Below are 24,826 nucleotides of genomic sequence, written 5' to 3'. Positions count from 1 at the left end.
TTCCTGGTGATTGGGTTGAAGGAGCGTTGAAGGGTGCGTCACTGCCAGCCGTAGCGGCGGATGTAGACGCGCTTGAGCAGCGTGGCCAGGCAAGCGTAGCCCAGCAATATGGCAATCATCCACGGGAAGTAGGCCGCCGGCAGCGCCTGCAGCTTGAAGTAGCCGGCCAGCGGCCCCATCGGCAGGAAGATGCCGGCCGCCATCACGGCCGCCGTGGCCAGCAGCAGCGGCCAGGACGGGCGGCTTTGCAGGAAGGGGATCTTGGGCGTGCGGATCATGTGCACGATCAGCGTCTGCGTGAGCAGCCCGATGACGAACCAGCCCGACTGGAACAGCGTCTGCTGCTCGGGCGTGTTGGCGGCGAAGACGAACCACATCAGCGCGAAGGTCAGGATGTCGAACAGCGAGCTGATGGGCCCGAAGAACACCATGAAGCGGCCCAGGTCGGCCGGGTTCCAGCGCAGCGGCTGGCGCACCAGTTCGTCGTCCACGTTGTCGAAGGGGATGGCGATCTGCGAGAGGTCGTACAGCAGGTTCTGCACCAGCAGGTGCAGCGGCAGCATGGGCAGGAAGGGGATGAAGGCCGAGGCCACCATCACCGAGAACACGTTGCCGAAGTTGGAGCTGGCCGTCATGCGGATGTACTTCAGCATGTTGCTGAAGGTGCGCCGACCCTCGATCACGCCCTGCTCCAGCACCATCAGGCTTTTTTCCAGCAGGATGATGTCGGCCGCTTCCTTGGCGATGTCCACGGCGCTGTCCACGCTGATGCCGATGTCGGCCGCGCGCAGGGCCGGGGCGTCGTTGATGCCGTCGCCCATGAAGCCGGTGATGTGGCCGTTGGCGCGCAGCGCATGCACGATGCGCTCCTTGTGCAGCGGCGTGAGCCGGGCGAACAGCTGGTGCCGTTCCACGGTCTGGCGCAGCATCTCGTCGTTCATGTGCTCGATCTGCGTGCCCAGGATGATGTGGTCTGCGGGCAGCCCCACATCGCGGCAGACCTTGGCGGCCACCAGTTCGTTGTCGCCGGTCAGCAGCTTGACGGCCACGCCGTGCGCGGCCAGGGCGGCCAGCGCCTCGGCCGTGGTTTCCTTTGGTGGGTCCAGGAAGGCGATGTAGCCGATCAGGGTCAGCTCCGACTCGTCGGCCACGCCGTAGTCGCTCTTGTGCGGTGGCACTTCCTTCATGGCCACGGCGACCACGCGCAGGCCCTCGCGGTTGAGTTCGCGCGTCACGCGGCGCACGCGGGCCAGCTGCTCCTCGTCCAGCGGGCGCGTGCCGTCGCCTTCGCGCAGCCGGGTGCAGGTGCCCAGGATCTCCTCGACCGCGCCCTTGCAGATCAGCTCGTGGTGGTGGTTGCGTTCGGCCACCACCACGGACATGCGGCGGCGCTCGAAGTCGAAGGGGATTTCATCGACCTTGCGGTAGTCCTCGGCCAGGCGCATCTGGGTGTGCAGCTCCACGTGTTCCAGCACGGCATGGTCGAGCAGGTTCTTCAGGCCGGTCTGGTAGTGGCTGTTGAGGTAGGCGAAGCGCAGCGTCTCATCGCACGGCTGGCCGAAGGCGTCGGTGTGGCGCTCCAGCACGATGCGGTCCTGGGTCAGCGTGCCGGTCTTGTCGGTGCACAGCACGTCCATGGCGCCAAAGTTCTGGATGGCGTCCAGCCGCTTGACCACGACCTTGCGGCGCGACAGCACCACGGCGCCCTTGGCCAGGGTGGAGGTCACGATCATGGGCAGCATCTCGGGCGTCAGGCCCACGGCCACGGACAGCGCGAACAGGAAGGCCTCGGCCCAGTCGCCCTTGGTGTAGCCGTTGATGAACAGCACCACGGGCACCATCACCGCCGCAAAGCGGATCAGCAGCCAGCTGACGCTGTTGACCCCGGTCTCGAAGGCCGTGGGCGCGCGGTCGTTGGAGGTCACCCGCGTGGCAATGGTGCCGAAATAGCTGCGGTTGCCCGTGGCCAGCACCACGGCCAGCGCCGTGCCCGAGACCACGTTGGTTCCCATGAACAGCAGGTTGCTGGCGTCCAGCACGCCGGTGCCATTCGATGCACTGGCGTCGGCGCGCTTTTCCACGGGCAGGGATTCGCCGGTCATGGCGGACTGGCTCACGAACAGGTCCTTGGCGCTGAGCACGCGGCAGTCGGCAGGAATCATGTCCCCGGCCGACAGCACCACGAAGTCGCCGGGCACGACCTCGCGCAGCGGCACCTCGTAGCGGCGAGCCTGCTGGCCGAAGCCGCTGTGCGGGGCGTCTGCGGAGTCGGCATCTGCCGGCGCCGTGGGGCCGCCATTGCGGCGCAGCACCGTGGCCGTGCTGCTGACCATGGCCTTGAGCCGCGCGGCGGCGCGGTTGGAGCGGCCTTCCTGCACAAAGCGCAGCAGCGTGGACAGCAGCACCATGGAGGCGATGACGACCGTGGCCTTCATGTCCTCCGTGGCGTAGGAGACCACGGCCAGCAGCGTCAGCAGCAGGTTGAAGGGATTGCGGTAGCAGTACCACAGGTGCAGCCAGCCGGGCAGCGGCCTTTCGTGCTCGACCTCGTTGGGGCCGAGACGTGCGAGCGCGGCGCGGGCCTGCTCGCGGGTCAGGCCGTCCTCGCTGGAGCCGGTGCGCGCCAGCACGGCGGCGATGTCATCGCGCGAGGCGCGCAGCAGCTCGCGCGTGAGGGTCGGCGATACCGAGCGCGAGTGGTGCACGGCCATGCCCGAGGGCAGGGCATTGCGCCGGAACAGCCCCAGGGCATGGCGGCTGCGCAGAAACGCCTGGAACAGGTGCTTGAGGCTTTTCATGGTGACCTCCCTGGCGGCTCAGGCCTGGCTCGAACGAAGGGTGGCGCGCAGCCAGTGCCAGTTGCGCTGGCAGGCGCACAGCAGGCGGCGGCGCAGCGGCGGGCGGGTCACGGTGGCCGACTGCAGCCATTGGCGCCGGGCATGGGCAGGCAGATGGCGGTAGACCTCGGCGCGCTCCTGCGCCGCCAGCAGGGACAGAACGTCGGCCTGCTGGCGCTGCGTGAGCGCCACGAGGGCATGGGCGAAGAGGTCGGGGCCGTGTTGCTGCAGCAGGGTGTGCAGTTGCCCGGTGTGGCGTGCCGCAATGGCGGCTTGCAGGGCCAGCTGCAAGGTGCTGGCGCGGGTGGTGTGGCTGGCGCTTGTGGCGGCCGGCGTGGCTGCGGGCAGGTTGCGCAGCGCGGTGATGGCGTGTTGCATGTCGGGCTTCTTTCGTTGCGGCCGAAAGAAGCCCGGCACCTATCCGTCAATGGACGTGCGCGGGTCTCCCGGCCGGGGCCTTGGGAAGGGGCGGAAGGGCCGCAGGCATGTGCGGCCGGACCGTATTGGAGGGGTCAGGGCAAGATCGACTCGGATCGGGGTCCATGGGGGAACTCCTTTCTGACGATGGGGCGGACAAGGCTGCGGCGCGCGCTCAGCGCGGCTGCAGGCTCAGAAAGCTGCGGATGCGGTGCGTGGGCCAGTGGGTCTGCAGGTCCAGGTGCATGGCGTGCTCCATGGCCGATGGGGCCTGGGCTTGCATCTGTGCCTGTGCCTTGGCCTGCATTGCTGCCTGGGAGGCAGCCACGCGCGTGCCGGTGGCGCCGGGGCAGGGCGCGGCAGTGGCAGGCTGCAGGCGTTGCATTGCGGGGCGGACGAACGGTGTGGACATGGCTTTCTCCTTGGCGAACCAGGAAGACTGCCGCGGGCAGGGCCGTCAAGCAGCGTGGGCCGCGCGCTGCTCGATGGCAGCCACACGGGCACGCGATCAGTGATCAACAGCCATTGGAATCTTCGGTGCAGGAGCGGCGTACCTGATGCATGCCAAGCGCAACTGCAGCGCCGGGCGGCGCGAAGATCCAAGGGGAAACGCAGCAATGGATAGAAGCCGGCCGACATGGCCGCTCCCATCACAGGAGTCGGTCAGTCAGCCAGAAGCGTAGCCATTGCGGCGCGCTGTTTGTCACTGGTTGAACTGGCACTGTCCACGGAAGGACTCCTGAAAATGCGATCCCGCCATTGTGCCTTGCGATCTGCCTGGGGTCAACCCTGATGCCGCTGCACGACGGGCCAGCCAGCCCTGCACGATCAGCAACTGCGCCGCGTAGTAGGTGGTCAGCACGGCGGCTTGCGCCCCGTCGAAAGGCTGCACGAAGCGGTTGATGGCCAGCAGCGAGTCGCTGACCATGAAGAAGCAGGCGCCGATGGCCACGGTCCAGGCGGGCTGGCCGCCCAGGTGCCTGGCGCGGCCCAGGGCCTGGGCCGCCATCAGCGCAATGACCAGCACATAGGCGGCCACGGGCAGGCGCAGCGCGGCGGGCAGCCCCCCCTGCCAGAGCACGGCATACATGGCAACGCCCAGGGCCAGCGTGGCGGCCAGCGAGGGCCGGTGCGCAAACCAGGGCGCATCCTGGCGCAGCAGCACGATATAGGCCAGGTGGGCGAGCAGGAAGCTGGCCAGGCCCGGGATGAACAGATCGGGCAGCATCAGGAACACGTCGCCCGCCATCGAGGCCGCCAGCGCCGCGGCCAGCCAGCAGGCGCCGCGCGCGGGTTTCGCCAGCGCCGAGAACGCCGCGCTGCCGCGCCACATCTGCATGACAGCGATCAGCGCAAAGACCATGGCCAGCGGCTTGAACAGCCAGTGCCAGTGCAGCATGTCCAGCACGCTGGTGGCGGTGGCCAGCGCGCCGGCCTCGATGGCCAGGGCCACCCACAGGCTGATGCGCCCCTGCATGGCCGCGCCCAGTGCCCACTGGCAGGCCAGCAGCACGCCAAACCACAGCGCATTGCGCGCCGTCGAGGACTGGTCGGCATGCCACAGGAACAGCGACACCCCGGCGATCAGCGCCACGAACTGCAGGCCCGCAAACCAGCGCAGGCTGCGCTGCATGTCGGGTGCGTAGAGCACGCGGTGCGCGTCCAGGTCGAAGGCCGGCCTGGGAAAGCGCTGCGCCACGTCGGCAGGGCGCCACCCGGGCGGCTTGAGCCAGACGCGCAGCTTGTCGCCCCAGCGCCGCGCATGCCAGCTGTCATGGATGAGTTGCCGGTACACCACGGCGTTGGCCCACAGCGGATCCCAGCTTTGCAGCAGGCCGCGCGTGCCGTAGACGCAGGGCTCGCTGTCGTCCTCGGGCTTGAAGGTGCCGAACAGGCGGTCCCAGACGATGAGGATGCCGCCGTAGTTCCTGTCCAGGTAGCAGTCATTGACGGCGTGGTGCACGCGGTGGTTGCTGGGCGCGCAGAACCAGCGGTCGAACCAGCCCAGGCGCCGCACCTGCTCGGTATGGACCCAGAACTGGTAGAGCAGATCGATCAGGCCCACGATGGCAAACACCAGCGGCGGCACGCCGGCCAGCGCCATGGGAAGGTAGAACAGCCAGCCCAGCAGCGCGCCCGAGCTGGTCTGGCGCAGCGCCGTCGACAGGTTGTAGTCCTGGCTCTGGTGGTGCACGGCGTGGGCTGCCCACAGCACGGCCACCTCGTGGCCCATGCGGTGAAGCCAGTAGTAGCAGAAGTCGTAGAACAGCAGGGCCAGCAGCCAGCCGGGAATGCTGGTCCAGAAGGCATCGTTGCGCCACAGCGCCAGGTGCTCGAAGGCCAGCGTGTACAGGCCCACGCGCAGCAGCGTGGTGAAGACGGCGCTGGTCTGGCTGAGCATGCCCAGGCTGATGGAGCTGATGGCGTCGGCCAGCCGGTAGGCATTGCGCCCGCGCCACAGGCTCACGCCCCATTCCAGCGCGATCAGCAGCAAAAAGGCAGGCGTGGCGAAGACAATGACTTGGCTGGGTGAGAGCATGGTCAGCCAATTCTGGGCATGGCGGCGGGGCAGCGCCTTAGGCGAGAACCCTAGGACACGGAATCACAAGGGTTGAAACGGATTGCAATAAATAGGGCTTCGTGGCAAGCGTGTGGCAGGAAAATTGCGCCCTATGGCAGAATCGCCCGCTTTCCACGCGCTGGCCGTCCCTGCCCTGCAGGCCATTGCCAGCCCGCACCGCCTTCGCCGGCATGCGCCGCGCATGCCCACGCTCCATGCACCTGTCCCGACGCTCCCTGCTATCGGCTGCAGCCTCAGTGGCTGCGGCCCTTGCTGCTGCACCCGCCGCCCATGCCGCGCCGGGCGCGGGCAAGCCCTGGCCGGCAGGCGGGCCCATCACGCTGATCGTGCCCTTCGGCGCGGGCAGCGATGTGGACGCCACGGCGCGGCTGGTGGCCGAAAAGCTGGGTGCGCGGCTGCGCCAGTCGGTGGTGGTGGACAACGTGCCGGCCTCCGGCGGCGTGCTGGGCGTGAGCAAGGTGGCGCGCTCGCATGCCGATGGCTACACGCTGCTGCTGGGCTTTGACGGGCCGGTGAGCATTGCGCAACTGGTGAACTCCTCCGTGCGCTATGACGCCGAGCGTGATCTGGCTCCCGTGGGCCTGACTTCGGTGGCGCCCATGGTGATCGTGGCCCGCCCTGGCCTGCCCGTGCACAACCTCAACGAGCTGATCAGCATGGCCCGCGCCCGGCCCGGCGCGCTGACCTATGCCACGCCGGGCGTGGGCACGGTGCTGCACCTGGCCATGGAGCGGCTGCAGGAGCGTGCCCGCATCCGCCTGGTCCATGTGCCCTATCGTGGCGTGGCACAGGTCACCAGCGAGGTCATGGGCGGCCAGGTCGATCTGGGCATTCTGATGACCACCGGCGCCACGCCGCTGGTGCAGCAGAAAAAGCTGGAAGGCGTGGGCGTGACCTCGGCACAGCGCATCGATGTGATTCCCGAGGTGATGAGCTTTGCGGAGGCGCCCGATCTCAAGGGCTTCGAGCTGGAAGCCTGGACCGGCCTGTTCGCCCCCGCCCGCACGCCCGAACCCGTGGTCAGCCGCCTGGCCGCCGAACTGGCCGAGGTGCTGAAGCTGCCCGAGGTCCGCAAGCGCCTGCAGGACAGCGGCGCCACGCCCGGCTCGGGCACGCCGGCCACGTTCGCCCAATTCCTGAAAAAGGAAAAGGCGAGCTACACGCAGATCGTCAAGTCCGCCAATATCCAGGTGGAATGAGGGACTGCGCTGCAGTGCGGGAGTTCAGCTGAAAACCTCGTCGCGCGCACCGCCTTCCAGGTGCTGCACATCGCCCCAGCCAACCAGGCCCAGGCCCTGGGGCGTCCACAGCAGGCGGTTGATGGCCGCGTTGCCCAGCGCCCAGGTGCGCGGCGCCTGCACTTCCTGGTGCGTGGCCAGGCGGTAGAGCACATCCATCACGCCGCCATGCGCCACGATCACGATCTGCTCGCCGGGATGGCCACTGGCCAGCCGGTTCACCGTGGCCGAGATGCGGTCGCGCAGCATCAGCAGCGACTCGCCGCCGCCTGCGGGCACGAACTCGGGATCGCGCTTGCGCCAGCGCAGCGCATCCTCCGGGTGGGACGCCTCGATATCGTTGAAGGTCTGGCCCTCGAAGCTGCCGAAGCAGCGCTCGCGCAGGCCCTTGTCGGCCGTCAGCGATGCGCCCGTGGTCGCGGCCACGGCCTCGGCCGTGGCATAGGCACGCAGAAGGTCGCTGCTGTAGATGGCGGCCACCGGCTCGCCCGCCAGGGCCTTGCCGGCCTGGGCGGCCTGCCAAAGTCCCATGTCGTTCAGAGGAATGTCCAGATGGCCCTGGATGCGGGCGTCCACATTCCAGGCGGTTTCTCCGTGGCGGATGGCAATGATGCGCGTGGCTTGCATGAGGGGCTGGCGTGGGGTGCTGCAAAAAGGAGCAGGCATTGTCCCGCAAGCCAGGCAAGCCTGCATCGCGCGCCACCGTTGAAACTGGCGCGGCCCAACTCAGGGACGCCGAGCAAGAGCCGCCTCGCGGCGGGGGCGCCCAGCCGAAGGCGTCGTCCCCCTCCGCGAAGCGAGAAGGGGGAAGCGGCGCAGCCGCTCAGGGGGTCAGATCAGCGATTTAGCGTTGTCCAGCACGAAATCGCAGGCCTTCTCCTTGAGGTCGCCCTTGAGCTTGTCGATGCTGAAGCTCTTGCCGTTGGAGCCGGTGACCAAGCCGCCCAGGCCGTTCTGGAATCCCGTGTCCTTGGGCTCTTCCTGCTTTTGCATGCCCAGCTTGCCCAGCAACTGGTCCTTGACCTGGGCCGCCTTGTCGGCATTGAGGTAGTTGTTCTTCATGCAGTAGGAGATGACGCCTGCCGCATTGCCGGCCGTGGCCGAGGGGCTCAGGCCCAGGGCGGACAGCGCGCCCGCACCGCCTGCGCCCGCACCCAGCATGCCGCCGAGGCCGGAGCCGGCGCCTTCGCTGCTGGCGGCGGCCTTCTCACCGCCAAGGCCCGAGGCCTGGCGCAGCGAGTCGCCAAGGCCCGACGCCTGGGCAGGCAGGGCGCCCAGGCCCAGCATGGCGCACAGTAGTGCGCTGGCAATGGATGTCTTCATGGATGCTTCCTTTCCGCGGCAACCCGCAGGCTCGATACAGGGCCTGAAATTAGCACGCCGTGCGGCGCAGACCTGTGCCCGATTGCAAACCTTTGCCAGAGCAGGCCGTGGCGGTCTTTCGCGTTTTCACTAGCTGTCAAAGCCGTTGGCCTGTCCATGATGGCCGCACGCCAATGGCGGGCCGCAGGCGGCGGTCTTGTTATTTGGAAATGGCTTTTAAGTATAAAAATCAATTCAACAAGCTGTAAAAGTTATTTACAGTGGGGCGCACCTATATGGCCCGCTTCTTGCGGCGTCCGGGCTGCTGCGTCGCATGACCGCCGCCCTTCCAATCAATCCACAGGGGAGCAGACAAATGATCATGAAGATTCTGGGCAGTTCTTTGCTGGCCGCAGGCCTGTTGACCTCGGCCGTGCTGGCCCAGGCCGAGACCGTGCGCTGGGCGCGCGGCTCCGATCCGACTTCGCTGGACCCGCATGCCTTCAACGTGGGCACCAATTTCGTGCTGCTGCACCAGATCTACGAAACCCTGGTCATCCGCTCGGCCGACGGCAAGCTGGTGCCCACGCTGGCCACCTCGTGGAAGATGACCTCAGACCCGTCGGTCTGGGAGTTCAAGCTGCGCCCCAACGTCAAGTTCCATGACGGCACGCCGTTCACGGCGCGCGACGTGGTCTTCTCGCTGAACCGCGCCAAGGGCGAGAACGCCCAGGTCAAGTCCCTGCTGTCCTCGATGGAGGAGGCCAAGGCCGTGGACGATCTCACGGTGCAGGTGAAGACCAAGGGCCCGAACCTGATCTTCCCCGACAACCTGACCAATCTCTTCATCATGAGCGAGAAGTGGTCCAAGGCCAACGGCGCCGAGACCACGCAGGACACGGCCAGCAAGACCGAGAACGGCGCCACGCGCGCGGCCAACGGCACGGGCGCCTATGTGCTGGCCAGCCGCGAGGTCGATTCCCGGACGGTGATGAAGCTCAACCCCGACTATTGGGGCAAGGGCCAGTTCCCGCTGCAGGTGACCGAGCTGGTCTACCTGCCCATCAAGTCGCCGGCCACGCGCGTGGCGGCCCTGCTGTCGGGCGAGGTGGATTTCGCCCAGGACATTCCCGCGCAGGACGTGGCGCGCCTGAAGCAGGACAAGCGCCTGCGCATCAATGAAGGCCCCGAGAACCGCTCCATCTTCCTGGGCCTGAACGTGGGTGCGGCCGAGCTCAAGAGCAGCAACGTCAAGGGCAAGAATCCGCTGGCCGATCCCAAGGTGCGCCAGGCCATCGAGCTGGCCATCGACCGCGATGCGATCAAGCGCTCGGTGATGCGCGGCCTGTCGATTCCCACGGGCGTGATCGCGCCGTCGTTCGTCAACGGCTACGACAAGGCCTTTGCGGCCTATCCCAAGGCGGATGCCGCCAAGGCCAAGCAACTGCTGGCCGAGGCGGGCTACCCCAACGGCTTCACCATCACGCTGAACACGCCCAACGACCGCTATGTGAACGACGAGGCCATTGCCACGGCGGTGGCAGGCTTCCTGGGCCGCATCGGCATCAAGACCGAAGTCTCGGCCCGGCCGATCGCCATGCACAGCGTCTCGCTGACCAAGGCGGACAGCGACTTCTACCTGTACGGCTGGGGCGTGCCCACCTACGACTCGGCCTACATCTTCGACTTCCTGGTGCATACGCGCGGCAAGGACAGCCGTGGCGCGCAGAACGCGACGCACTACAGCAATGCCGATGTGGATGCCAAGATCCTGTCCCTGTCCTCGGAGAGCGACAAGGCAAAGCGCGATGCCACCATCAAGAGCATCTGGGAGACCGTGCAAAAGGAGCGCTTCTACATTGCGCTGCATGACCAGGTGATCCACTTCGCGTCCGTGCCCCGGCTCAATGTGCCCGTGCACCCGGACAACGCGCTGCACTTCAAGTTCGTCAAGTTCGAGAAGAAGTAAGCGCCGATGCTGGTCCATCTGCTGCGCCGGCTGGGCCAGTCCGCCCTGGTCCTGCTGGCCGTTTCCTTTGTCTCGTTCATGGTGTTCCGCCATATCGGCGATCCCACGATCAGCCTGCTGGGCGAGGACGCGACGGTTGCCGAGCGCGAGGCGCTGACGGAAAGCCTGGGCTTCAACAAGCCCGTGCCGCTGCAGTACCTGGCTTACGTGGGCAAGGTGCTGCAGGGCGACCTGGGCATCTCCTACCGGCTCAAGCGCCCCGTGACCGAGATCATTGCCGAGCGCCTGCCCGCCACGCTGGAGCTGGCGATGACGGCGGCGCTGTTCGCCCTGGTCATCGGCGTGGCGCTGGGCGTGTACACGGCCATACGGCGCGAGGGCTGGCTGAGCCGCTCGATCATGACGGTGTCGCTGGTGGGCGTGTCCCTGCCCACCTTCCTGATCGGCATCGCCCTGATCTACCTGTTTGCCGTGGAGCTGCGCTGGCTGCCGTCCTTCGGGCGCGGCGAGACGGTGAAGCTGGGCGGCTGGGAGACCGGGCTGCTGACGGCTTCGGGCTGGTCGGCGCTGATCCTGCCGGCCATCACGCTGGGCTTCTACAACATGACGCTGATCATGCGCCTGGTGCGCGCCGAGATGCTGGAGGTGCTGCGCGCCGACTACATGCGCTTCGGCCGTGCGCGCGGGCTGCGTGAGCGCGATCTGTACTTCGGCCATGCGCTGCGCAATACCCTGATTCCCGTGATCACCATCGCGGGCCTGCAGATCGGCTCGCTGATCGCCTTTGCCATCGTCACCGAGACCGTGTTCCAGTGGCCCGGCGTGGGCCTGCTGTTCATCTCCTCCATCCAGGGCGTGGACGTGCCGCTGATCGCCGCCTACCTGATGTTCATCGCGCTGCTGTACGTGGGCATCAACCTGCTCGTCGATTTCCTGTACGTGATCGTGGACCCCCGCTTGAGAAACCGATGACCGATTCCGCCAAACAAGCAATCCCTCCCACGGGCTGGCGCGCTAGCGACTCGCCGGTCAAGCGCGCGTTTGCACGCTCGCGCCTGGTGCAGGCGGCGGCGCTGGTGCTGGCGCTGATCGTGGCGGCCACGCTGCTGTCGCCCTGGCTGGCGTGGCAGAACCCCTTCGATCCGGCCAATCTGGACCTGATGGATGCCTTCACGCCGCCGGGCCAGGCGGGCACCAGCGGCACGCTGTACGCGCTGGGATCGGACGACCAGGGCCGCGATGTGTGGAGCGCCATCCTCTACGGGCTGCGCATGTCGGTGCTGGTGGGCGTGTCGGCCGTGGGGCTGTCCCTGCTGATCGGCGTGCCGCTGGGCCTGGTCTGCGGCTATGCGGGCGGCTGGTTCGACACGCTGATGATGCGCATCGCCGATGTGCAGCTGACCTTTCCCGTGATCCTGGTGGCGCTGCTGGTCTTCGGCATCGCACGCGGCCTGCTGCCCGAGGGCTACCGCGACGACATGGCGGTTTTCGTGATCATCGTGGCCATCGGCCTGTCCGACTGGGTGCAGTACGCGCGCACCGTGCGCGGCGCGGTGATGGTGGAAAAGCACAAGGACTACGTGCTGGCGGCCCAGCTCATAGGCCGCAGCCGCGTGGCCATCCTGGTGCGCCACATCCTGCCCAACCTGCTGGCGCCCATCCTGGTGATCGCCACCATCAGCTTCGCGCATGCCATCGTGGCCGAGTCCACGCTGTCCTACCTGGGCGTGGGCCTGCCGCCCACCCAGCCTTCGCTGGGCACGCTGATCCGCATCGGCCAGGGCTTCCTGTTCTCGGGCGAGTGGTGGATATTGCTGTTCCCCTCGCTGGTGCTGCTGGCGCTGGCGCTGTCCGTCAACCTCGTCGGCGACTGGCTGCGCGACGCACTGAACCCCAAGCTGCAATGAGCACGACACAACAATCCGGGCAGCCCCCCGCACAGCCTGCGGTGCTGAGCGTTCGCGGCCTGTCCGTCACCTTCGACACCTACAAGGGCCCCGTGCAGGTGCTGGACGATGTGTCCTTCGACATTGCGCCCGGCGAGATCCTGGGCGTGGTCGGCGAGTCTGGCGCGGGCAAGTCCATGACGGGCGCCGCCGTGATCGGCCTGATCGAGCCGCCGGGCCGCATCTCGGCCGGCACGGTGCAGCTGCGCGGCGAGCGCATCGACACGCTGCGCGGCGAGGACCTGCGGCGCATGCGCGGCCGGCGCATAGGCTCCATCTTCCAGGACCCGCTGACCAGCCTGAACCCGGTCTATACCGTGGGCCGGCACCTGGTGGAGACCATCCGCACGCACCTGCCCGTCTCCGAGAAGGAGGCCGAGGCGCGCGCGCTGGCCCTGCTCGAAGAGGTGGAGATCCCGCAGGCGCGCGAGCGCATGGCCCAGTATCCGCACCAGTTCTCGGGCGGCATGCGCCAGCGCGTGGCCATCGCCCTGGCGCTGTGCGCCGAGCCCGAACTCATCATTGCCGACGAGCCCACCACGGCGCTGGACGTGTCCGTGCAGGCGCAGATCATTGCCCTGCTGCGCCGCGTGTGCAAGGAGCGCGGCGCGGCCGCCATGCTGATCACCCACGACATGGGCGTGATCGCCGAGACGGCCGACCGCGTCATGGTCATGTACCAGGGCCGCGTGCTGGAAACCGGCCCCGTGCGCCAGGTGCTGGACGCGCCGCAGCAGCCCTACACCCAGGTGCTGATGGGCGCCATTCCCAGCGTGCACCACCGCGTGCAGCGCCTGCCCGTGCCCGAGGTGGGCGGCGGCCCGGCCGCGCCCGCCGTGCCCTGGCAGCCCGGGGCCGGAGCGCAGGAGCCCGCGGCTGCCCTGCTGGAGGTCAGGGATCTGTGCAAGGAGTTCGACCTGTCCAGCGGCTGGCTGGCCCGGCTGCTGGCGCGCGAGGACAAAAAGATCCTCAAGGCCGCGGACGGCGTCGGCTTCTCCATCCGCAGGGGCTCCACCTTCGGCCTGGTCGGTGAGTCCGGCTCGGGCAAATCCACGGTGGCGCGCATGGTGGCCGGGCTGACGCCGCCCACCAGCGGCACCGTGCTGTTCGACGGCGTGGACAAGTGGAGCCCGGCCGCCCAGACCGTGGCCATGCGCCGGCGCTTCCAGATGATTTTCCAGGACCCGTATGCCAGCCTGAACCCGCGCTGGACCGTGCAGGAACTGATTGCCGAGCCCCTGCAGGTGCTGGCCCTCACGGCCGGCAAGGACGAGACGGCCGAGCGCGTGCAGGAGGCGCTGCGCCGCGTGCGCATGAAGCCCGACGATGCGCGCAAGTATCCGCACCAGTTCTCGGGCGGGCAGCGCCAGCGCATCGCCATTGCGCGCGCCCTGGCCAGCCGGCCCGAGTTCATCATCTGCGACGAACCCACCTCGGCGCTGGACGTCTCGGTCCAGGCCCAGGTGCTCAACCTCATGCGCGACCTGCAGGAGGAATTCGGCCTGACCTACCTGCTGATCAGCCACAACCTGGCCGTGATCCGCCACATGTGCGACGACATCGGCGTCATGCGGCGCGGCCGCCTGGTCGAGACCGGCGAGGCTGGCGCCGTGCTCGATGCGCCGCAGCATCCGTACACGCGCGCGCTGATGGCTGCCGTGCCGGATATGGAGCATGTGCACTGAGCAAAGTGCACTGTCATGGCCTGGCGTTCAGGTCGCGGCAACGACCCGCACGTCGAACCGGACCTGAAGCCAGTTCTTGATGGCGGCAAAGATCGCGGCAAGATTGTCCATGCTGGGGTTGCCTTTCGGCGAAAGCATGCGGTGCAGGCTCTTGCTCGGCTTGTGCGTGAGGTCGGCCAGCGTCTCGAAACCCACCGTTGCGTTGACGAGATCGCGCAGGACGAGGCGTGCCGTTTCTGGCTCACCGCTCAGAAAAAGAGTGGCCGCCTCATCAAGCAGCGCCTGTGCGAAAGCAGGGTCGCGCTCAATGCGCTGAATGACCGTTTGTTTGAAATCGCGGGTGAGCGTCATGCCTTCGTTCCTCTTTTGGCATTGTCCGAGGGGCGTTGCCTCTTGCGAGCCTTGTATTCGCTGTGCAGGGCCACGGCTTCGTCGATGGCCTTCTGCTGACCCTTTTTCGTGCTGCCCCCGAACAGGATGATCAATCTTTCCCCGTCCTTGGCGAGATAGATGCGGTAGCCCGGGCCCCAGTCGATCTTGTATTCGCCAATACCCCGGAACCATTCGATATTGGAGGTGTTGCCCAACTCCATGCGGGCCATGGCGACGGCCACCTTGGCGGCCGCCTGGCCATCCAGCCCGTTGAACCATGTCTGGTACGCGCTGCTGCCGTCTTCGCGGATGTACTCCTGGAGCTGGATTCGCATGGATTGGATGGTAACTTATGAGTTACCAACGCTGCAAGGCGCTGTCCACATGACCTACAGCGTTCTCATGTTCCCAGGAACGAATGACAGCGATGGACCCAAAAAAGGCCTGCGGATGCAGGCCTTTGCTTCTGAGGACACGATGGCTTACCGGGCGGGTGCTGGTGGCGTGGCCGGTGCTGCCTGCGCCGCAGGTGCCCCCTGGGCCGGCTGCTGCGCTGGCGCGCCACCCTGCTGCACCGGACCGATGGTGGTGCGCACCACGCGCGAGCCCTTGGGCGGGTTGGGGAAGCCGGTGAGCGCGGCGTCGAACAGGATGCCGAAGATGGCCGGGTCGTCGGTCCACACATCCTGGCGCTGGGCCGAGGTCTCGTAGACGATCTGCTGCGTGGTGGCGTTGCGCATCACGATGCTGACGGCGCGGTAGTACTCCAGCGGCGGGCCGTCGAACATGAAGCTGCCGCCAAAGCCCATGCCCCAGCCGCGCCCGTAGCCCAGGCCCCAACCCCAGCGCGGGCCGCCCCAGCGGTCGTAGTAGGGCCAGGCGGCGTAGTCGCGCGCATAGCGGGCGTCGGCGCCGATCTGCACGATCAGGCTGGCCCGGGAGTCGTCGCGCTGCAGGCCCACGCGGCCCAGGGCCTGCTGGGCCTGGGATTCGATGGCAGCGAAATGCGTCTGCGCCTCGCGTTGCGAGGGCAGGACCTCCAGGCGGTAGGTGGGCGGCGCGGGCAGGGCGCCCAGCGTGGAATAGCTCTGGACGGTGCTCTGGACTTCGCGCACGCTGGCGCAGCCCGTAAGCAAGGCCGTGGCCACGATGGCCAGGACATGGATGCAGCGCAGCTTCATGGTGTACTCCTTGGTCGAAAAAAGGCCCGTTTGCACGGGCCTTGGTTGGAGTGGGGCGATTGTTATAGGTTCAGCCGTCAGGACGACAGTTGTACCACCTGCAGACCGGGCAGCGATGCGGACACTGGCATCTCTTCATGGTCGAAGGCCATGTCGCCGTTGGGGTCGGCAATGCCGGTGGCCTTGGCGTTCTTGAAGTCGTGCAGCTCGGGATCCATCATGTGCGTGGTCACGATGTGGCCCATGGCGCGGAACATGCTTTCCACGCGGCCCGGGAATTTCTTGTCCCACTCGCGCAGCAGCTCGCCCACGGCCACGCGCTGCAGGCCGTCCTGGCTGCCGCAGAGGTTGCAGGGGATGATGGGGAAGTTCTGGTACTGGGCCCAGCGCACGGTGTCCTTCTCGGGCACGTAGCACAGCGGGCGGATCACCACATGCTTGCCGTCGTCCGAGACCAGCTTCGGGGGCATGCCCTTCATGCGGCCGCCGTAGAACATGTTGAGCATCAGCGTCTGCACGATGTCGTCGCGGTGGTGGCCCAGGGCCACCTTGGTGCAGCCCAGCTCGTCGGCCACCTTGTACAGGATGGCGCGGCGCAGGCGAGAGCACAGGCCGCAGGTGGTCTTGCCCTCGGGCACGACGCGCTTGACCACGCTGTAGGTGTCCTGCGTTTCGATGTGGTAGTCCACGCCGATGCTCTTGAAGTACTCGGGCAGCACATGGTCGGGGAAGCCGGGCTGCTTCTGGTCGAGGTTCACGGCCACCAGCTCGAATTTGACGGGCGCGCGCTTTTGCAGCTTGCGCAGCACGTCCAGCATCGTGTAGCTGTCCTTGCCACCCGACATGCAGACCATGATCTTGTCGCCTTCCTCGATCATGTTGAAGTCGGTGATGGCGCGGCCCACCTCGCGGCACAGGCGCTTTTCGAGCTTGATCTGCTCGCGCTCGATCTTGATGCGGTTGCCGCCTGCGGTGTCTGCGGGGGCGTCGGCGGCGGCTTCTTCGGCCAGCCAGGGGTTGTCGGTCACTGCGTTCATGGGGTTCACCATTGTCCTGTCTCGACGCGAATGGCCACTTCGCAGTCGTCAAAAATTTCGAGCTTGGCGATCTTCACGCGCACGCCCATCACGCCGGGCAGCTGCATCAGGCGCTGGGCCAGCTTGCCGATCAGGCTCTCCAGCAGGTTCACATGCTCGGCCGTGCATTCATCGATGATGATCTGGCGCACCTTGCGGTAGTCCAGCACATGCAGGATGTCGTCGTCGCGCGGAGCCAGCGGCTGCGTGCCCAGGCTCAGCTCGGCATCGACCTGGATGGGCTGGGGCATCTGTTTTTCGTGGGCGAGGATGCCCAGGTTGGCGTCGAAACGCAAACCCGTGAGCGTCAGGATCTGTTGTCCGGTGGCGGAGTTCATGGGGAAAAGCCGTGGAGTGTGGGGATGGGCGCGGGCAGGCGCCTACATCATGGAAAAGTCGCGCTCGAAGCGCTGCAGGTGCTGGCCGCCATCGACCAGCAGCGTGGTGCCCGTGATGGACTGGTTGTCCAGCGCAAAGCACACGGTGGCGGCCACGTCGGCCGCGCTGGACGAGCGGCCCAGCGGGCTGAGGCGGTGCAGGGCCTCGAAGCGCTCCTGGCTCAGCATGTGGCTGGTCAGCGTCAGGCCCGGGGCCACGCCGACCACGCGCACGCGCGGCGCCAGGGCCAGCGCCAGCATGGTGCCTGCGGCCTCAAGCGCTGCCTTGGACAGCGTGTAGCTGAGGAAATCGGGGTTCTGGTTCCAGAGCTTCTGGTCCAGCATGTTGATCACGGCGCCGCTGGCATGCTCCTCGCCGGCCGCCACGCGGTCCTCGATATGGGCATGCAGCGCCTGGGCCAGCAGGATGGGCGCGCCGGTGTTGCTGCGCAGGTGGGCTTCCAGGGCCACGTAGCTGAAGCTGCCGGCGTCGTCATGCTCGAACAGAGAGGCGTTGTTGACCACGGCGTCCAGGTGGCCGAAGTGCGCAACGGCACGCGGCACCAGGGAGCGCACCGAGTCCTCGTTGAAGAAATCGGCATCCAGGGCGGCGCTGTCGCCGGCCAGTTCAGCGCAGGTGGCGGCCGTCTCCAGCGCCTCGTCGTGGGAATCGCGGTAGTGCACGGCCACCTGCCAGCCGGCGCTGGCAAGCGCGAGCGCGATGTCGCGCCCCAGGCGGCGGGCCGCGCCGGTCACCAAAACTGTGCGTGTTCGGGCAGGTGTGGACATTCGAGGACAATGTACGGATCGTGACGACAGAACCCTCAATTTTAACGGCCGCCCTGCAAACCCGTATTGCGCAAGAGATTGCGTCCTCGGGCGGATGGCTGGCTTTCGACCGTTTCATGGCCCTGGCGCTGTACGAGCCGGGCCTGGGCTACTACGCCAATGACACCGCCAAGTTCGGGCTGATGCCATCGTCGGGCAGCGATTTCGTGACCGCGCCCGAGATGTCCCCGGTCTTCGGCCAGCTGCTGGCCGCCCAGGTGGCCGAGGCGCTGCAGCGCACGCACACCCGCGAAGTCTGGGAGTTTGGCGCCGGCACGGGCGCGCTGGCGCTGCAGGTGCTGGACGAGCTGGCGGCCCTGGGCGTGCGGCCGGACCGCTACACCATCGTCGACCTGTCGGGCACGCTGCGTGCGCGACAGCAGCTCAGGCTGGTGAAGTACGAAAGCCTGGTGCACTGGGCCGATGCCCTGCCCGAGCGGCTCGAAGGCGTGGTCATCGGCAACGAGGTGCTGGATGCCATGCCCGTGCAGCTGCTGGTGCGCAAGGCAGGTGTCTGGCATGAGCGCGGCGTGGTGCTGCAGCCGGACGGCAGCCTGGGCTGGGAAGACAGGCCCACGCCACTGCGCCCGCCGATGGACATCGAGGGCGAGCACGACTACCTGACCGAAATCCACCCGCAGGGCGAGGCCTTCATTCGCACGCTGGGCGAGCGCATGGCGCGCGGCGCGGCATTTTTCATCGACTACGGCTTTGGCGAATCCGAGTATTTCCACCCGCAGCGCCACATGGGCACCCTGGTGTGCCACCGGCTGCACAAGGTGGACGACGACCCGCTGGCCGATGTCGGCCTCAAGGACATCACGGCCCATGTGAACTTCACGGGCACGGCCGTGGCCGCGCAGGAGGCCGGCTTCGAGGTGCTGGGCTATACCTCGCAGGCCCATTTCCTCATCAACTGCGGCCTGGGCCCCAAGCTCGACGCCCTGGCCCAGGGCCCGCGCGCCATGGCCACCAAGCTGATGATGGAGCACGAGATGGGCGAGCTGTTCAAGGTCATCGGCCTGGCCAAGGGCGTGGAGCCCTGGGACGCCATGGGCTTTGTGCGCGGCGACCGCACGCACCGCCTGTAGCGGGCCGGGGCCCGCCTGCCTCAGCGCTGGACGCTGCGGCCGTTGCTGACGTCGTGGACCGTCTGGTCCTTGAGGTTGATGCGGTAGATCTCGCGCGTGACGTTGCCAGAGAAGCCCAGCTCCACGATGGACAGGTTCTCGAACGTGGTCGTGAGGCCGCCGGGCAGGATGCGGTTCAGGCGCGCGGCCGTCTCGCCCATGGCGCGCTCGATCTCGGGCGTGAAGGTGGCTTCGCTGTAGACCAGGGTGTTGTGCGGGTTGTGGCTGCGCACCTCCTTGCCGGCCTGCACCTGGTTGATGCCGCTGACACCCACGCTTTGCACCATGGCCTTGGCCGAGTCGTTCATCCGGGCATAGACGGGTCCCGTCACGCGCGGCAGCGGGCCGTCGCGCAGCGGCGCCATGGCGGCGGTGGCGCGGGTGTTGAAGTCCATCATGGCCTCGTAGGCCGGGCCGGACTTGACGATGCCAAGGTCCAGCCACCAGGGCTTGCCGGCCCCCTTGGCGGCCTCGGTGGTGTAGAAATTCTTCAGGTGCACGTCCTGCAGCACGGGCGGCAATGCCGGCAGGGCGGCCAGCATCTTGCGCGGCGTGGACGGGTCGGCGCTGTGGATATGCACTACGGTGACATGGGGCAGGTTGAAGGTGTTGGCCTCGGCCACCAGCTTCAGGCGCAGCAACTGCTCGTGCACCACGGGCGTGACCTGGCTGTCCATGATGGCCGTGGCATCGGCCGGCAGGCGATATACCAGGCCATAGGTGGCCTGATGGGTGCGGAAATCGCTGCGCTGCAGGGCGCTGTTGTCGATGGCGCCCGACGCTGCGGCTGCCGTGGTGGGGGCCGGAGCGCTGGCGCAGGCCGCCAGCAGAGCGGCAGGCAGGATGGCGAGAAGAAGGCGCCTGGATGTGTGTTGCATGGTGGGGTTGTCTTGTTGCGGCATGGAGCCATGGAAGAAGGGGGCTTGTCGCGAATGGTCCCGAAGCCTCCCGCCACGGGACTTTCCCAATGTAGGGCGCCCATGTGTCCCGCCCATGACGCGCCGCCGCCGTACACTCGGCGCCATGATCCGCTGGCTCCTCGTCATCTTCCTGGCCCTGCTGCTGTTCAATGGCCTGCACGCCTGGCTGGAGCGCATAGGCCTGGGCCGCCTGCCGGGCGACTTCCGCTTTCGCCTGTTCGGCCGCGTGATTTTTCTGCCCATTGCCAGCACCGTGTTGCTCAGCGTGATTGCCGCCCTGATCGCCAAGCTGGTCTGAGCATGGCTTGAAGCACGGGCGCGCCGCCCGTATATGCAGGCATTGCCCCATGACTTCCGAACAAGAGGCCGCCCATGTCCGACAAGCTGCATTTCGTCTGCCCCCATTGCCACACCACCAACCGCATTGCGGCCGACCAGCTCGGCAGCGCGCCTGACTGCGGCAGCTGCCACCAGCCGCTGGTCACCGGCCAGCCCGTGGCGCTGGATGCGCAAAGCTTTGCCAGGCATGTGGGGCGCAGCCAGGCGCCGGTGGTGGTGGACTTCTGGGCGCCCTGGTGCGGCCCCTGCCGCATGATGGCGCCGGCCTTCGAGCAGGCGGCGCAGGCGCTGGCGCCCGGCGTGCAGCTGGCCAAGCTCGATACCGAGGCGCACCCCCACGCTGCCGCGCCCTGGAACATCCGCAGCATCCCGACCATGGTGGTGTTCAAGGAAGGACGCGAGATCGCCCGTGTCTCCGGCGCGCTGCCTGCCGGCGAGATCGTGCGCTGGGTGCGCTCGGTCGTCTGATGGTTGCCAGGCCACAAGGACCGGGCGCCTTCAGGCCCTTCCTCAGGCCTGCACTTCACCCGGCAGATAGAAGCAATAGCCGCTGTTGCGCAGCGTCTTGACAGGCAGCTGCTGGCCGCTGGCCTCTTGCACCTTGCGCCTCAGCCGGCGCATCTGGGTGTCCAGGCGGCGCTGGTCGTAGACCAGATAGTCTCCACCCAGCGCCTGCACGATCTGGCGGCGGCTGACGCTGGCCCCTGCCTTGCCCATCAGGCAGTGCAGCACCAGCAGGTCCTGGTGTGACAGCGCCACAGGGGGCGAGGCGGGGGGCTGCAGGCGGCTGGGGCCAAGCTGCAGCAGCCACGGCGCCTGGCGCTGCTGCAGGCCCAGGCGCCGCACCAGGGCGGCCAGGGTGGCTTCCAGCTCGTCGAGATCGCAGCCTTTGCCCAGGTAGTGGTCGGCGCCGATCTCCAGGCCGTCGATGCGGTTGGCGCTGCTGTTGAGCGCGCTGAAGACGATGATGCCCAGTTGCTGGCCCTGCTGGCGCAGGCGCTGGATCAGCGCCAGGCCGTTGCCGTCGGGCAGGCCGATGTCGATGATGGCCAGCCGGTGGCGCCGCGCATCGAAATGGCGGTCGAACTCCTGCAGGCTGGCCACGCACTGCGGTGCATAGCCCAGGGATTCGAGGAACTCGCCCAGTTCATGGCGCAGCACGGGCTCGTCTTCGAGCAGGATCACATCAAGCATGGACTGGGAGGAGGGCAGGCGGGTGACAGCGCAGACAGCTGGTGTACGCTGGCGGCCCCGTGGTGGACTTCAGATGCGATATTACCGTGCAACCCTCATCGTGCTGGCCTGGCTGCTGTGCCCACTGCTGCTCCAGGCCCGGACCCTCGTGCTGGACCCCGATGTGCCCATGCAGGAGACCGCAGGGCAGTGGCAGCGGCTCGATGACGCTTCGGGCCTGCTCGATGTCCGGCAGGCCGACCTGGCGCCCGGGTGGAAGGCGATGCCAGGGCACCTGAACGCCAGCTTCACGCAGGCGGCGGTCTGGTTGCGCATGCCGCTGCAGGTGCAGCAGCCCGGCAGCTGGATGCTGTTGCTGGGCAATGCCCTGCTCGATGAGGTGGAGGTCCATGTGCGCCGGCCTGGCGACCCCTGGCAGCTGCTGGGGCGCAGTGGCGAAGAGATTTCGCGTCACGCCTGGCCGGTGGACTACCGCAGTCCCGCATTCCAGTTCGAACCTGCTGCCGCCGGGTCATACGAGTTGCTGGTGCGCCTGCGTGCGCGCAACGCGCTCGTCACCCGTATCGATCTGTGGCAGCGACTGGCGTTCGACAACCATACGCGGCGCGAGGCCCTCTCGTTCGGCCTGTACTTCGGGCTGTACCTGCTGTTGATTGGCGTGCAACTGGTGTTCTGGCTGGGCACGCGGGCTCCGGTGAGCGGCCTGTTTCTGGCCTATCTCAGCGTCTGCGTGCTCAATGAGGTGGTATCGCTGGGGCTGGTGCAGCAGTTGACGGGCCTGCCGGGTTTCTGGAGCGACCGCCTGCTGGGATGCGGCATTGCCGGCGCCCTGGCGATCTCCATGCAACTGGCCTGCAGGCAGTTGGAGCTGGCATCGCTGTATCCGCGGCTGGTGCGCCAGATCGTGCCGCTGCTGTGGCTGTTCAGCCTGTGCTGCATGCTGTTGGTGGTGTCGGGGCACTACTCGGCGGGCATGGTCCCGGTGCAGGCCATGACCCTGCCGCTGACCGTGGGTTTTCTCGCATTCGCCCTTTGGCTGTGGCGGCGCGGCCATGCCCCGGCACGGTTCTTCATGCTGGCGTTCGGCATCTTCTATGCCGGCGTGCTGATCTCTTTCCTGCGCAACCTGGGCTGGCTGCCCATGAACGCGCTGACCGCGCTGGTGTCCACGCATGCGTCCGCGCTGGGCACCATGGCGCACATGCTGCTGCTCAGTGGCTGGATCATCGGCGGATACGAGCGCAGGCGCCGCATTCGAGAGCGCGAGCAGGTCCGGCTGGAGGCGGAACTGCGGCAGCGACAGTTGCGCGAAAGCGAACTCAGCGAGGCGCTGGCGCTGGAGCGCAGGGTGCGCCAGGAGCAGCGCGACTTTGTCGCCATGGTCTCGCACGAGCTGCGCACGCCGCTGGCCATCATCCTGACCAGTGCGCAGCAACTGGCGCGCAATCTGGCGGCACCGCCCGACAAGACGCTGGCACGCAGCCGCAACATCCGCGAAGCCGCCCAGCGCCTGCTGGCCCTGGTGGACGACTGCCTGGCCGACGACCGCATGGCCGACCCCCAGCCCCATGCCGAGCCACGCCTGCAGCCCTGCGACCTGCATGCGCTGGTGGATGGCTTGTGCCTGGACTTTGCGCCCGGCCGCATCGTCTGCCAACTGGGCGGGGGCACGCAGCAATTGATCACCGATGCCGGCCTGCTGCGCATCGCGCTGCGCAATCTGCTGGCCAATGCAGACCGCCACACGCCCGAGGGCGAATCGGTCCGCCTGGACGTGATCAGGCAGGGCGAGGGTCTGGAGATCCAGGTCTCGAATCCGGCAGAGCCCATTGCCCAGGCGGACCAGGACCAGTTGTTCGAAAGGTATTACCGTGGCCGCAACGCCCAGCACCGGCCCGGCGCCGGGCTGGGGCTGTACCTGGTGCGGCGCATCGCCGAGCGGCTGGGCGGCAGCGTGGCCTTGTTGACGGCAGGAGGCGAGCAGCCCGTGTGCCTGCGACTGGTCCTGCCCGTGGCGCTAGCCTGATTCCCGTGTGTGGCGGCCTTTGCGCTCAGGCCGCCTGCGCCAGCCAATCTGCCACGGCCTGTGCGCGCGCCGCCTGCACGGCTTCGCCGATGGCCTTGCCCTGCTTGCCGCGCGCAGCGGCCTGGGCGGCGATGTCAGAGGTGGAGACGGACAGCGCTGCGGCCAGCGCATCGCGCAGGCGGGCACGCTGGGGGTAGGGCCGGTCCTCGAAACCCAGGCGCCCCCGCGCGTCGCATTCACAGGCCGCAAGGGCCTGTTCGAAGCGCGCGGGCTTGCGGATGGCGTCGCAGCGCTCCAGCAGGCGGACGATGGCGGCGCCGTTGAGTTCGCCGCTGCGGTGGATGTTGCCGTGCTCGCGCGCCACCACGTCGCCCAGTTCGCGGCAGTCCGTGGGCACGCGCAGACGCTCGCCCACTTTCTCGGCCAGCCGGGCGCTGCGCTGCTCATGGCCTATGTGGCGCGGCAGCACATCGGCCGGCGTCGTTCCCTTGCCCAGGTCGTGCACCAAGCAGGCGTATCGCACGGGCAGGGGGGCGTCGAGCTGTGCGGCCATGTCCAGCACCATCATGGCGTGCACGCCGGTATCGACCTCGGGGTGGTACTCGGCGCGCTGGGGCACGCCCCACAGCCGCTCCAGCTCGGGCAGCAGCACGGACAGCGCACCGCACTCGCGCAGCAGCTCGAACATGCGCGAGGGGCGGCGCTCCATGAGGCCACGGCTGATCTCCTGCCACACGCGCTCGGGCACCAGGGCATCCACCTCGCCGGCGGCCACCATCTCCCGCATCAGGGCCATGGTTTCCGGCGCCACCGTGAATTCGTGGAAACGTGCCGCGAAGCGCGCCACGCGCAGGATGCGCACCGGGTCTTCGCGGAAGGCCCCGGTCACATGGCGCAGCACCCGGGCCTGAAGATCGGCCTGGCCGTGGTAGGGATCGGTGATGGCGCTTTCACCATCCCAGTCCGCAGGAGCGGCCATGGCATTGATGGTCAGGTCGCGCCGGGCCAGATCCTGCTCCAGCGTGACATCGGGCGCCGCCTGCACGACGAAACCCCGGTACCCCAGGCCGCTCTTGCGCTCGGTACGCGCCAGCGCGTATTCCTCGTGCGTCTCGGGATGGAGGAAGACCGGGAAGTCCCGCCCCACAGGCAGAAAGCCGCGCGCGGACATTTGTTCGGGCGTGGCGCCGACCACCACCCAGTCGCGGTCATGCACGGCCCGCCCCAAAAGACGGTCGCGCACCGCGCCGCCCACCATGTACACCTGAAATTCGCTCATGCCGCAATGGTAGGGCCTGGGCGGTGACATGATGGCGGGCTGCCTCCACGCACCGATGGAGTGCCGAGCGCATGCTTTCTTTCGGATTCCGTCTGGAGACACACTCAAGCAGCACCAGCCGGACGGCCG

Annotated in this window: 24 protein-coding genes; 9 read left to right on the top strand and 15 right to left on the bottom strand. The window is 67.6% G+C overall.

Annotated elements, in window-relative coordinates:
• Positions 1 to 38: 38 nt before the first annotated feature.
• The 4 genes from mgtA to AAN986_RS24920 all read right to left on the bottom strand — a co-directional run bounded on the left by mgtA (position 39) and on the right by AAN986_RS24920 (position 5,793).
• Positions 39 to 2,798, bottom strand: coding sequence for a magnesium-translocating P-type ATPase (mgtA, locus tag AAN986_RS24935; protein ID WP_349335510.1), 2,760 nt, complete (start codon positions 2,796 to 2,798; stop codon positions 39 to 41).
• Between the two features lie 18 nt (positions 2,799 to 2,816).
• Complete coding sequence (locus AAN986_RS24930; RefSeq protein WP_349335509.1) at positions 2,817 to 3,215, bottom strand: hypothetical protein; 399 nt, start codon at positions 3,213 to 3,215, stop codon at positions 2,817 to 2,819.
• Between the two features lie 214 nt (positions 3,216 to 3,429).
• Positions 3,430 to 3,666, bottom strand: coding sequence for a hypothetical protein (locus AAN986_RS24925; protein WP_012203161.1), 237 nt, complete (start codon positions 3,664 to 3,666; stop codon positions 3,430 to 3,432).
• Between the two features lie 291 nt (positions 3,667 to 3,957).
• Positions 3,958 to 5,793, bottom strand: a complete 1,836-nt coding sequence (locus tag AAN986_RS24920) for a lysoplasmalogenase family protein (RefSeq protein WP_349335508.1) — start codon at positions 5,791 to 5,793, stop codon at positions 3,958 to 3,960.
• Positions 5,794 to 6,029: 236 nt separating this feature from the next.
• On the opposite strand from AAN986_RS24920, the gene AAN986_RS24915 reads away from it, so the two are divergent.
• Positions 6,030 to 7,034: a tripartite tricarboxylate transporter substrate-binding protein gene (locus tag AAN986_RS24915; protein ID WP_047217760.1), complete on the top strand. Its 1,005-nt coding sequence runs from the start codon at positions 6,030 to 6,032 to the stop codon at positions 7,032 to 7,034.
• 24 nt (positions 7,035 to 7,058) lie between these two features.
• Here the strand turns inward: AAN986_RS24915 and AAN986_RS24910 are convergent, their stop codons facing one another.
• Positions 7,059 to 7,700, bottom strand: coding sequence for a histidine phosphatase family protein (locus tag AAN986_RS24910; RefSeq protein WP_349335507.1), 642 nt, complete (start codon positions 7,698 to 7,700; stop codon positions 7,059 to 7,061).
• Between the two features lie 204 nt (positions 7,701 to 7,904).
• On the bottom strand, positions 7,905 to 8,396 hold the full coding sequence (locus AAN986_RS24905; protein ID WP_239973598.1) for a DUF2501 domain-containing protein: 492 nt from the start codon (positions 8,394 to 8,396) through the stop codon (positions 7,905 to 7,907).
• A gap of 355 nt (positions 8,397 to 8,751) precedes the next feature.
• Between AAN986_RS24905 and AAN986_RS24900 the strand changes: the two genes are divergently transcribed.
• From AAN986_RS24900 to AAN986_RS24885, 4 genes are read left to right on the top strand one after another with little or no spacing between them, the layout of a single operon-like run.
• Positions 8,752 to 10,344, top strand: coding sequence for an ABC transporter substrate-binding protein (locus tag AAN986_RS24900; protein WP_349335506.1), 1,593 nt, complete (start codon positions 8,752 to 8,754; stop codon positions 10,342 to 10,344).
• 6 nt (positions 10,345 to 10,350) lie between these two features.
• Complete coding sequence (locus AAN986_RS24895) at positions 10,351 to 11,316, top strand: ABC transporter permease (RefSeq protein WP_016446522.1); 966 nt, start codon at positions 10,351 to 10,353, stop codon at positions 11,314 to 11,316.
• Complete coding sequence (locus AAN986_RS24890; protein ID WP_012203172.1) at positions 11,313 to 12,251, top strand: ABC transporter permease; 939 nt, start codon at positions 11,313 to 11,315, stop codon at positions 12,249 to 12,251. Before AAN986_RS24895 ends, AAN986_RS24890 begins: the two co-directional genes overlap by 4 nt.
• The gene (locus AAN986_RS24885) at positions 12,248 to 13,975 is read left to right on the top strand and encodes an ABC transporter ATP-binding protein (protein ID WP_047217759.1); all 1,728 of its coding nucleotides are present in this window, start codon (positions 12,248 to 12,250) and stop codon (positions 13,973 to 13,975) included. Before AAN986_RS24890 ends, AAN986_RS24885 begins: the two co-directional genes overlap by 4 nt.
• Before the next feature lie 27 nt (positions 13,976 to 14,002).
• Here the strand turns inward: AAN986_RS24885 and AAN986_RS24880 are convergent, their stop codons facing one another.
• The 6 genes from AAN986_RS24880 to AAN986_RS24855 all read right to left on the bottom strand — a co-directional run bounded on the left by AAN986_RS24880 (position 14,003) and on the right by AAN986_RS24855 (position 17,770).
• Complete coding sequence (locus AAN986_RS24880) at positions 14,003 to 14,326, bottom strand: transcriptional regulator (RefSeq protein WP_012203174.1); 324 nt, start codon at positions 14,324 to 14,326, stop codon at positions 14,003 to 14,005.
• Positions 14,323 to 14,682: a type II toxin-antitoxin system RelE/ParE family toxin gene (locus AAN986_RS24875; protein WP_047217758.1), complete on the bottom strand. Its 360-nt coding sequence runs from the start codon at positions 14,680 to 14,682 to the stop codon at positions 14,323 to 14,325. The genes AAN986_RS24880 and AAN986_RS24875 overlap by 4 nt, the downstream gene beginning before the upstream one ends.
• A 147-nt stretch (positions 14,683 to 14,829) precedes the next feature.
• Positions 14,830 to 15,528 carry a DUF4136 domain-containing protein gene (locus AAN986_RS24870; protein WP_016451861.1) on the bottom strand — a complete coding sequence of 233 codons (699 nt, stop codon included), beginning with the start codon at positions 15,526 to 15,528 and terminating at the stop codon, positions 14,830 to 14,832.
• Between the two features lie 77 nt (positions 15,529 to 15,605).
• Complete coding sequence (ttcA, locus tag AAN986_RS24865) at positions 15,606 to 16,577, bottom strand: tRNA 2-thiocytidine(32) synthetase TtcA (RefSeq protein ID WP_016446517.1); 972 nt, start codon at positions 16,575 to 16,577, stop codon at positions 15,606 to 15,608.
• A complete protein-coding gene (locus AAN986_RS24860; RefSeq protein ID WP_016446516.1) occupies positions 16,571 to 16,942 on the bottom strand; it encodes a dihydroneopterin aldolase in 372 nt (123 codons plus the stop codon). The genes ttcA and AAN986_RS24860 overlap by 7 nt, the downstream gene beginning before the upstream one ends.
• Positions 16,943 to 16,984: 42 nt before the next feature.
• The gene (locus AAN986_RS24855; protein WP_026062653.1) at positions 16,985 to 17,770 is read right to left on the bottom strand and encodes an SDR family oxidoreductase; all 786 of its coding nucleotides are present in this window, start codon (positions 17,768 to 17,770) and stop codon (positions 16,985 to 16,987) included.
• A 116-nt stretch (positions 17,771 to 17,886) separates the two neighbouring features.
• Here AAN986_RS24855 and AAN986_RS24850 point away from each other — a divergent pair, with 116 nt between their 5' ends.
• Complete coding sequence (locus AAN986_RS24850; RefSeq protein WP_349335734.1) at positions 17,887 to 18,900, top strand: SAM-dependent methyltransferase; 1,014 nt, start codon at positions 17,887 to 17,889, stop codon at positions 18,898 to 18,900.
• Positions 18,901 to 18,920: 20 nt separating this feature from the next.
• Here AAN986_RS24850 and AAN986_RS24845 read toward each other — a convergent pair whose 3' ends face one another.
• Positions 18,921 to 19,817, bottom strand: a complete 897-nt coding sequence (locus tag AAN986_RS24845; RefSeq protein ID WP_349335505.1) for a hypothetical protein — start codon at positions 19,815 to 19,817, stop codon at positions 18,921 to 18,923.
• A gap of 145 nt (positions 19,818 to 19,962) precedes the next feature.
• Here AAN986_RS24845 and AAN986_RS24840 point away from each other — a divergent pair, with 145 nt between their 5' ends.
• Both AAN986_RS24840 and trxC read left to right on the top strand, forming a co-directional pair.
• A complete protein-coding gene (locus AAN986_RS24840; RefSeq protein WP_012203183.1) occupies positions 19,963 to 20,157 on the top strand; it encodes a DUF2905 domain-containing protein in 195 nt (64 codons plus the stop codon).
• Positions 20,158 to 20,231: 74 nt separating this feature from the next.
• A complete protein-coding gene (trxC, locus tag AAN986_RS24835; RefSeq protein ID WP_349335504.1) occupies positions 20,232 to 20,666 on the top strand; it encodes a thioredoxin TrxC in 435 nt (144 codons plus the stop codon).
• A 42-nt stretch (positions 20,667 to 20,708) separates the two neighbouring features.
• Here the strand turns inward: trxC and AAN986_RS24830 are convergent, their stop codons facing one another.
• A complete protein-coding gene (locus AAN986_RS24830; RefSeq protein ID WP_016446511.1) occupies positions 20,709 to 21,392 on the bottom strand; it encodes a response regulator transcription factor in 684 nt (227 codons plus the stop codon).
• 73 nt (positions 21,393 to 21,465) lie between these two features.
• Between AAN986_RS24830 and AAN986_RS24825 the strand changes: the two genes are divergently transcribed.
• A complete protein-coding gene (locus tag AAN986_RS24825) occupies positions 21,466 to 23,418 on the top strand; it encodes a sensor histidine kinase (protein ID WP_047217755.1) in 1,953 nt (650 codons plus the stop codon).
• Between the two features lie 25 nt (positions 23,419 to 23,443).
• Here AAN986_RS24825 and AAN986_RS24820 read toward each other — a convergent pair whose 3' ends face one another.
• Positions 23,444 to 24,697: a multifunctional CCA addition/repair protein gene (locus AAN986_RS24820; RefSeq protein WP_047217754.1), complete on the bottom strand. Its 1,254-nt coding sequence runs from the start codon at positions 24,695 to 24,697 to the stop codon at positions 23,444 to 23,446.
• Between the last annotated feature and the right edge of the window lie 129 nt (positions 24,698 to 24,826).

This window comes from Delftia sp. DS1230 (assembly GCF_040112715.1).
Taxonomy (GTDB): Bacteria; Pseudomonadota; Gammaproteobacteria; order Burkholderiales; family Burkholderiaceae_C; genus Comamonas; species Comamonas tsuruhatensis.
This window is presented reverse-complemented; position numbering and strand designations above follow the sequence as displayed.

Bases quoted from the DNA above. Each gene is read 5' to 3' on its own strand.
- mgtA (WP_349335510.1), bottom strand. From the start codon at position 2,798: ATGAAAAGCCTCAAGCACCTGTTCCAGGCGTTTCTGCGCAGCCGCCAT.
- AAN986_RS24930 (WP_349335509.1), bottom strand. From the start codon at position 3,215: ATGCAACACGCCATCACCGCGCTGCGCAACCTGCCCGCAGCCACGCCG.
- AAN986_RS24925 (WP_012203161.1), bottom strand. From the start codon at position 3,666: ATGTCCACACCGTTCGTCCGCCCCGCAATGCAACGCCTGCAGCCTGCC.
- AAN986_RS24920 (WP_349335508.1), bottom strand. From the start codon at position 5,793: ATGCTCTCACCCAGCCAAGTCATTGTCTTCGCCACGCCTGCCTTTTTG.
- AAN986_RS24915 (WP_047217760.1), top strand. From the start codon at position 6,030: ATGCACCTGTCCCGACGCTCCCTGCTATCGGCTGCAGCCTCAGTGGCT.
- AAN986_RS24910 (WP_349335507.1), bottom strand. From the start codon at position 7,700: ATGCAAGCCACGCGCATCATTGCCATCCGCCACGGAGAAACCGCCTGG.
- AAN986_RS24905 (WP_239973598.1), bottom strand. From the start codon at position 8,396: ATGAAGACATCCATTGCCAGCGCACTACTGTGCGCCATGCTGGGCCTG.
- AAN986_RS24900 (WP_349335506.1), top strand. From the start codon at position 8,752: ATGATCATGAAGATTCTGGGCAGTTCTTTGCTGGCCGCAGGCCTGTTG.
- AAN986_RS24895 (WP_016446522.1), top strand. From the start codon at position 10,351: ATGCTGGTCCATCTGCTGCGCCGGCTGGGCCAGTCCGCCCTGGTCCTG.
- AAN986_RS24890 (WP_012203172.1), top strand. From the start codon at position 11,313: ATGACCGATTCCGCCAAACAAGCAATCCCTCCCACGGGCTGGCGCGCT.
- AAN986_RS24885 (WP_047217759.1), top strand. From the start codon at position 12,248: ATGAGCACGACACAACAATCCGGGCAGCCCCCCGCACAGCCTGCGGTG.
- AAN986_RS24880 (WP_012203174.1), bottom strand. From the start codon at position 14,326: ATGACGCTCACCCGCGATTTCAAACAAACGGTCATTCAGCGCATTGAG.
- AAN986_RS24875 (WP_047217758.1), bottom strand. From the start codon at position 14,682: ATGCGAATCCAGCTCCAGGAGTACATCCGCGAAGACGGCAGCAGCGCG.
- AAN986_RS24870 (WP_016451861.1), bottom strand. From the start codon at position 15,528: ATGAAGCTGCGCTGCATCCATGTCCTGGCCATCGTGGCCACGGCCTTG.
- ttcA (WP_016446517.1), bottom strand. From the start codon at position 16,577: ATGGTGAACCCCATGAACGCAGTGACCGACAACCCCTGGCTGGCCGAA.
- AAN986_RS24860 (WP_016446516.1), bottom strand. From the start codon at position 16,942: ATGAACTCCGCCACCGGACAACAGATCCTGACGCTCACGGGTTTGCGT.
- AAN986_RS24855 (WP_026062653.1), bottom strand. From the start codon at position 17,770: ATGTCCACACCTGCCCGAACACGCACAGTTTTGGTGACCGGCGCGGCC.
- AAN986_RS24850 (WP_349335734.1), top strand. From the start codon at position 17,887: ATGGCCCTGGCGCTGTACGAGCCGGGCCTGGGCTACTACGCCAATGAC.
- AAN986_RS24845 (WP_349335505.1), bottom strand. From the start codon at position 19,817: ATGCAACACACATCCAGGCGCCTTCTTCTCGCCATCCTGCCTGCCGCT.
- AAN986_RS24840 (WP_012203183.1), top strand. From the start codon at position 19,963: ATGATCCGCTGGCTCCTCGTCATCTTCCTGGCCCTGCTGCTGTTCAAT.
- trxC (WP_349335504.1), top strand. From the start codon at position 20,232: ATGTCCGACAAGCTGCATTTCGTCTGCCCCCATTGCCACACCACCAAC.
- AAN986_RS24830 (WP_016446511.1), bottom strand. From the start codon at position 21,392: ATGCTTGATGTGATCCTGCTCGAAGACGAGCCCGTGCTGCGCCATGAA.
- AAN986_RS24825 (WP_047217755.1), top strand. From the start codon at position 21,466: ATGCGATATTACCGTGCAACCCTCATCGTGCTGGCCTGGCTGCTGTGC.
- AAN986_RS24820 (WP_047217754.1), bottom strand. From the start codon at position 24,697: ATGAGCGAATTTCAGGTGTACATGGTGGGCGGCGCGGTGCGCGACCGT.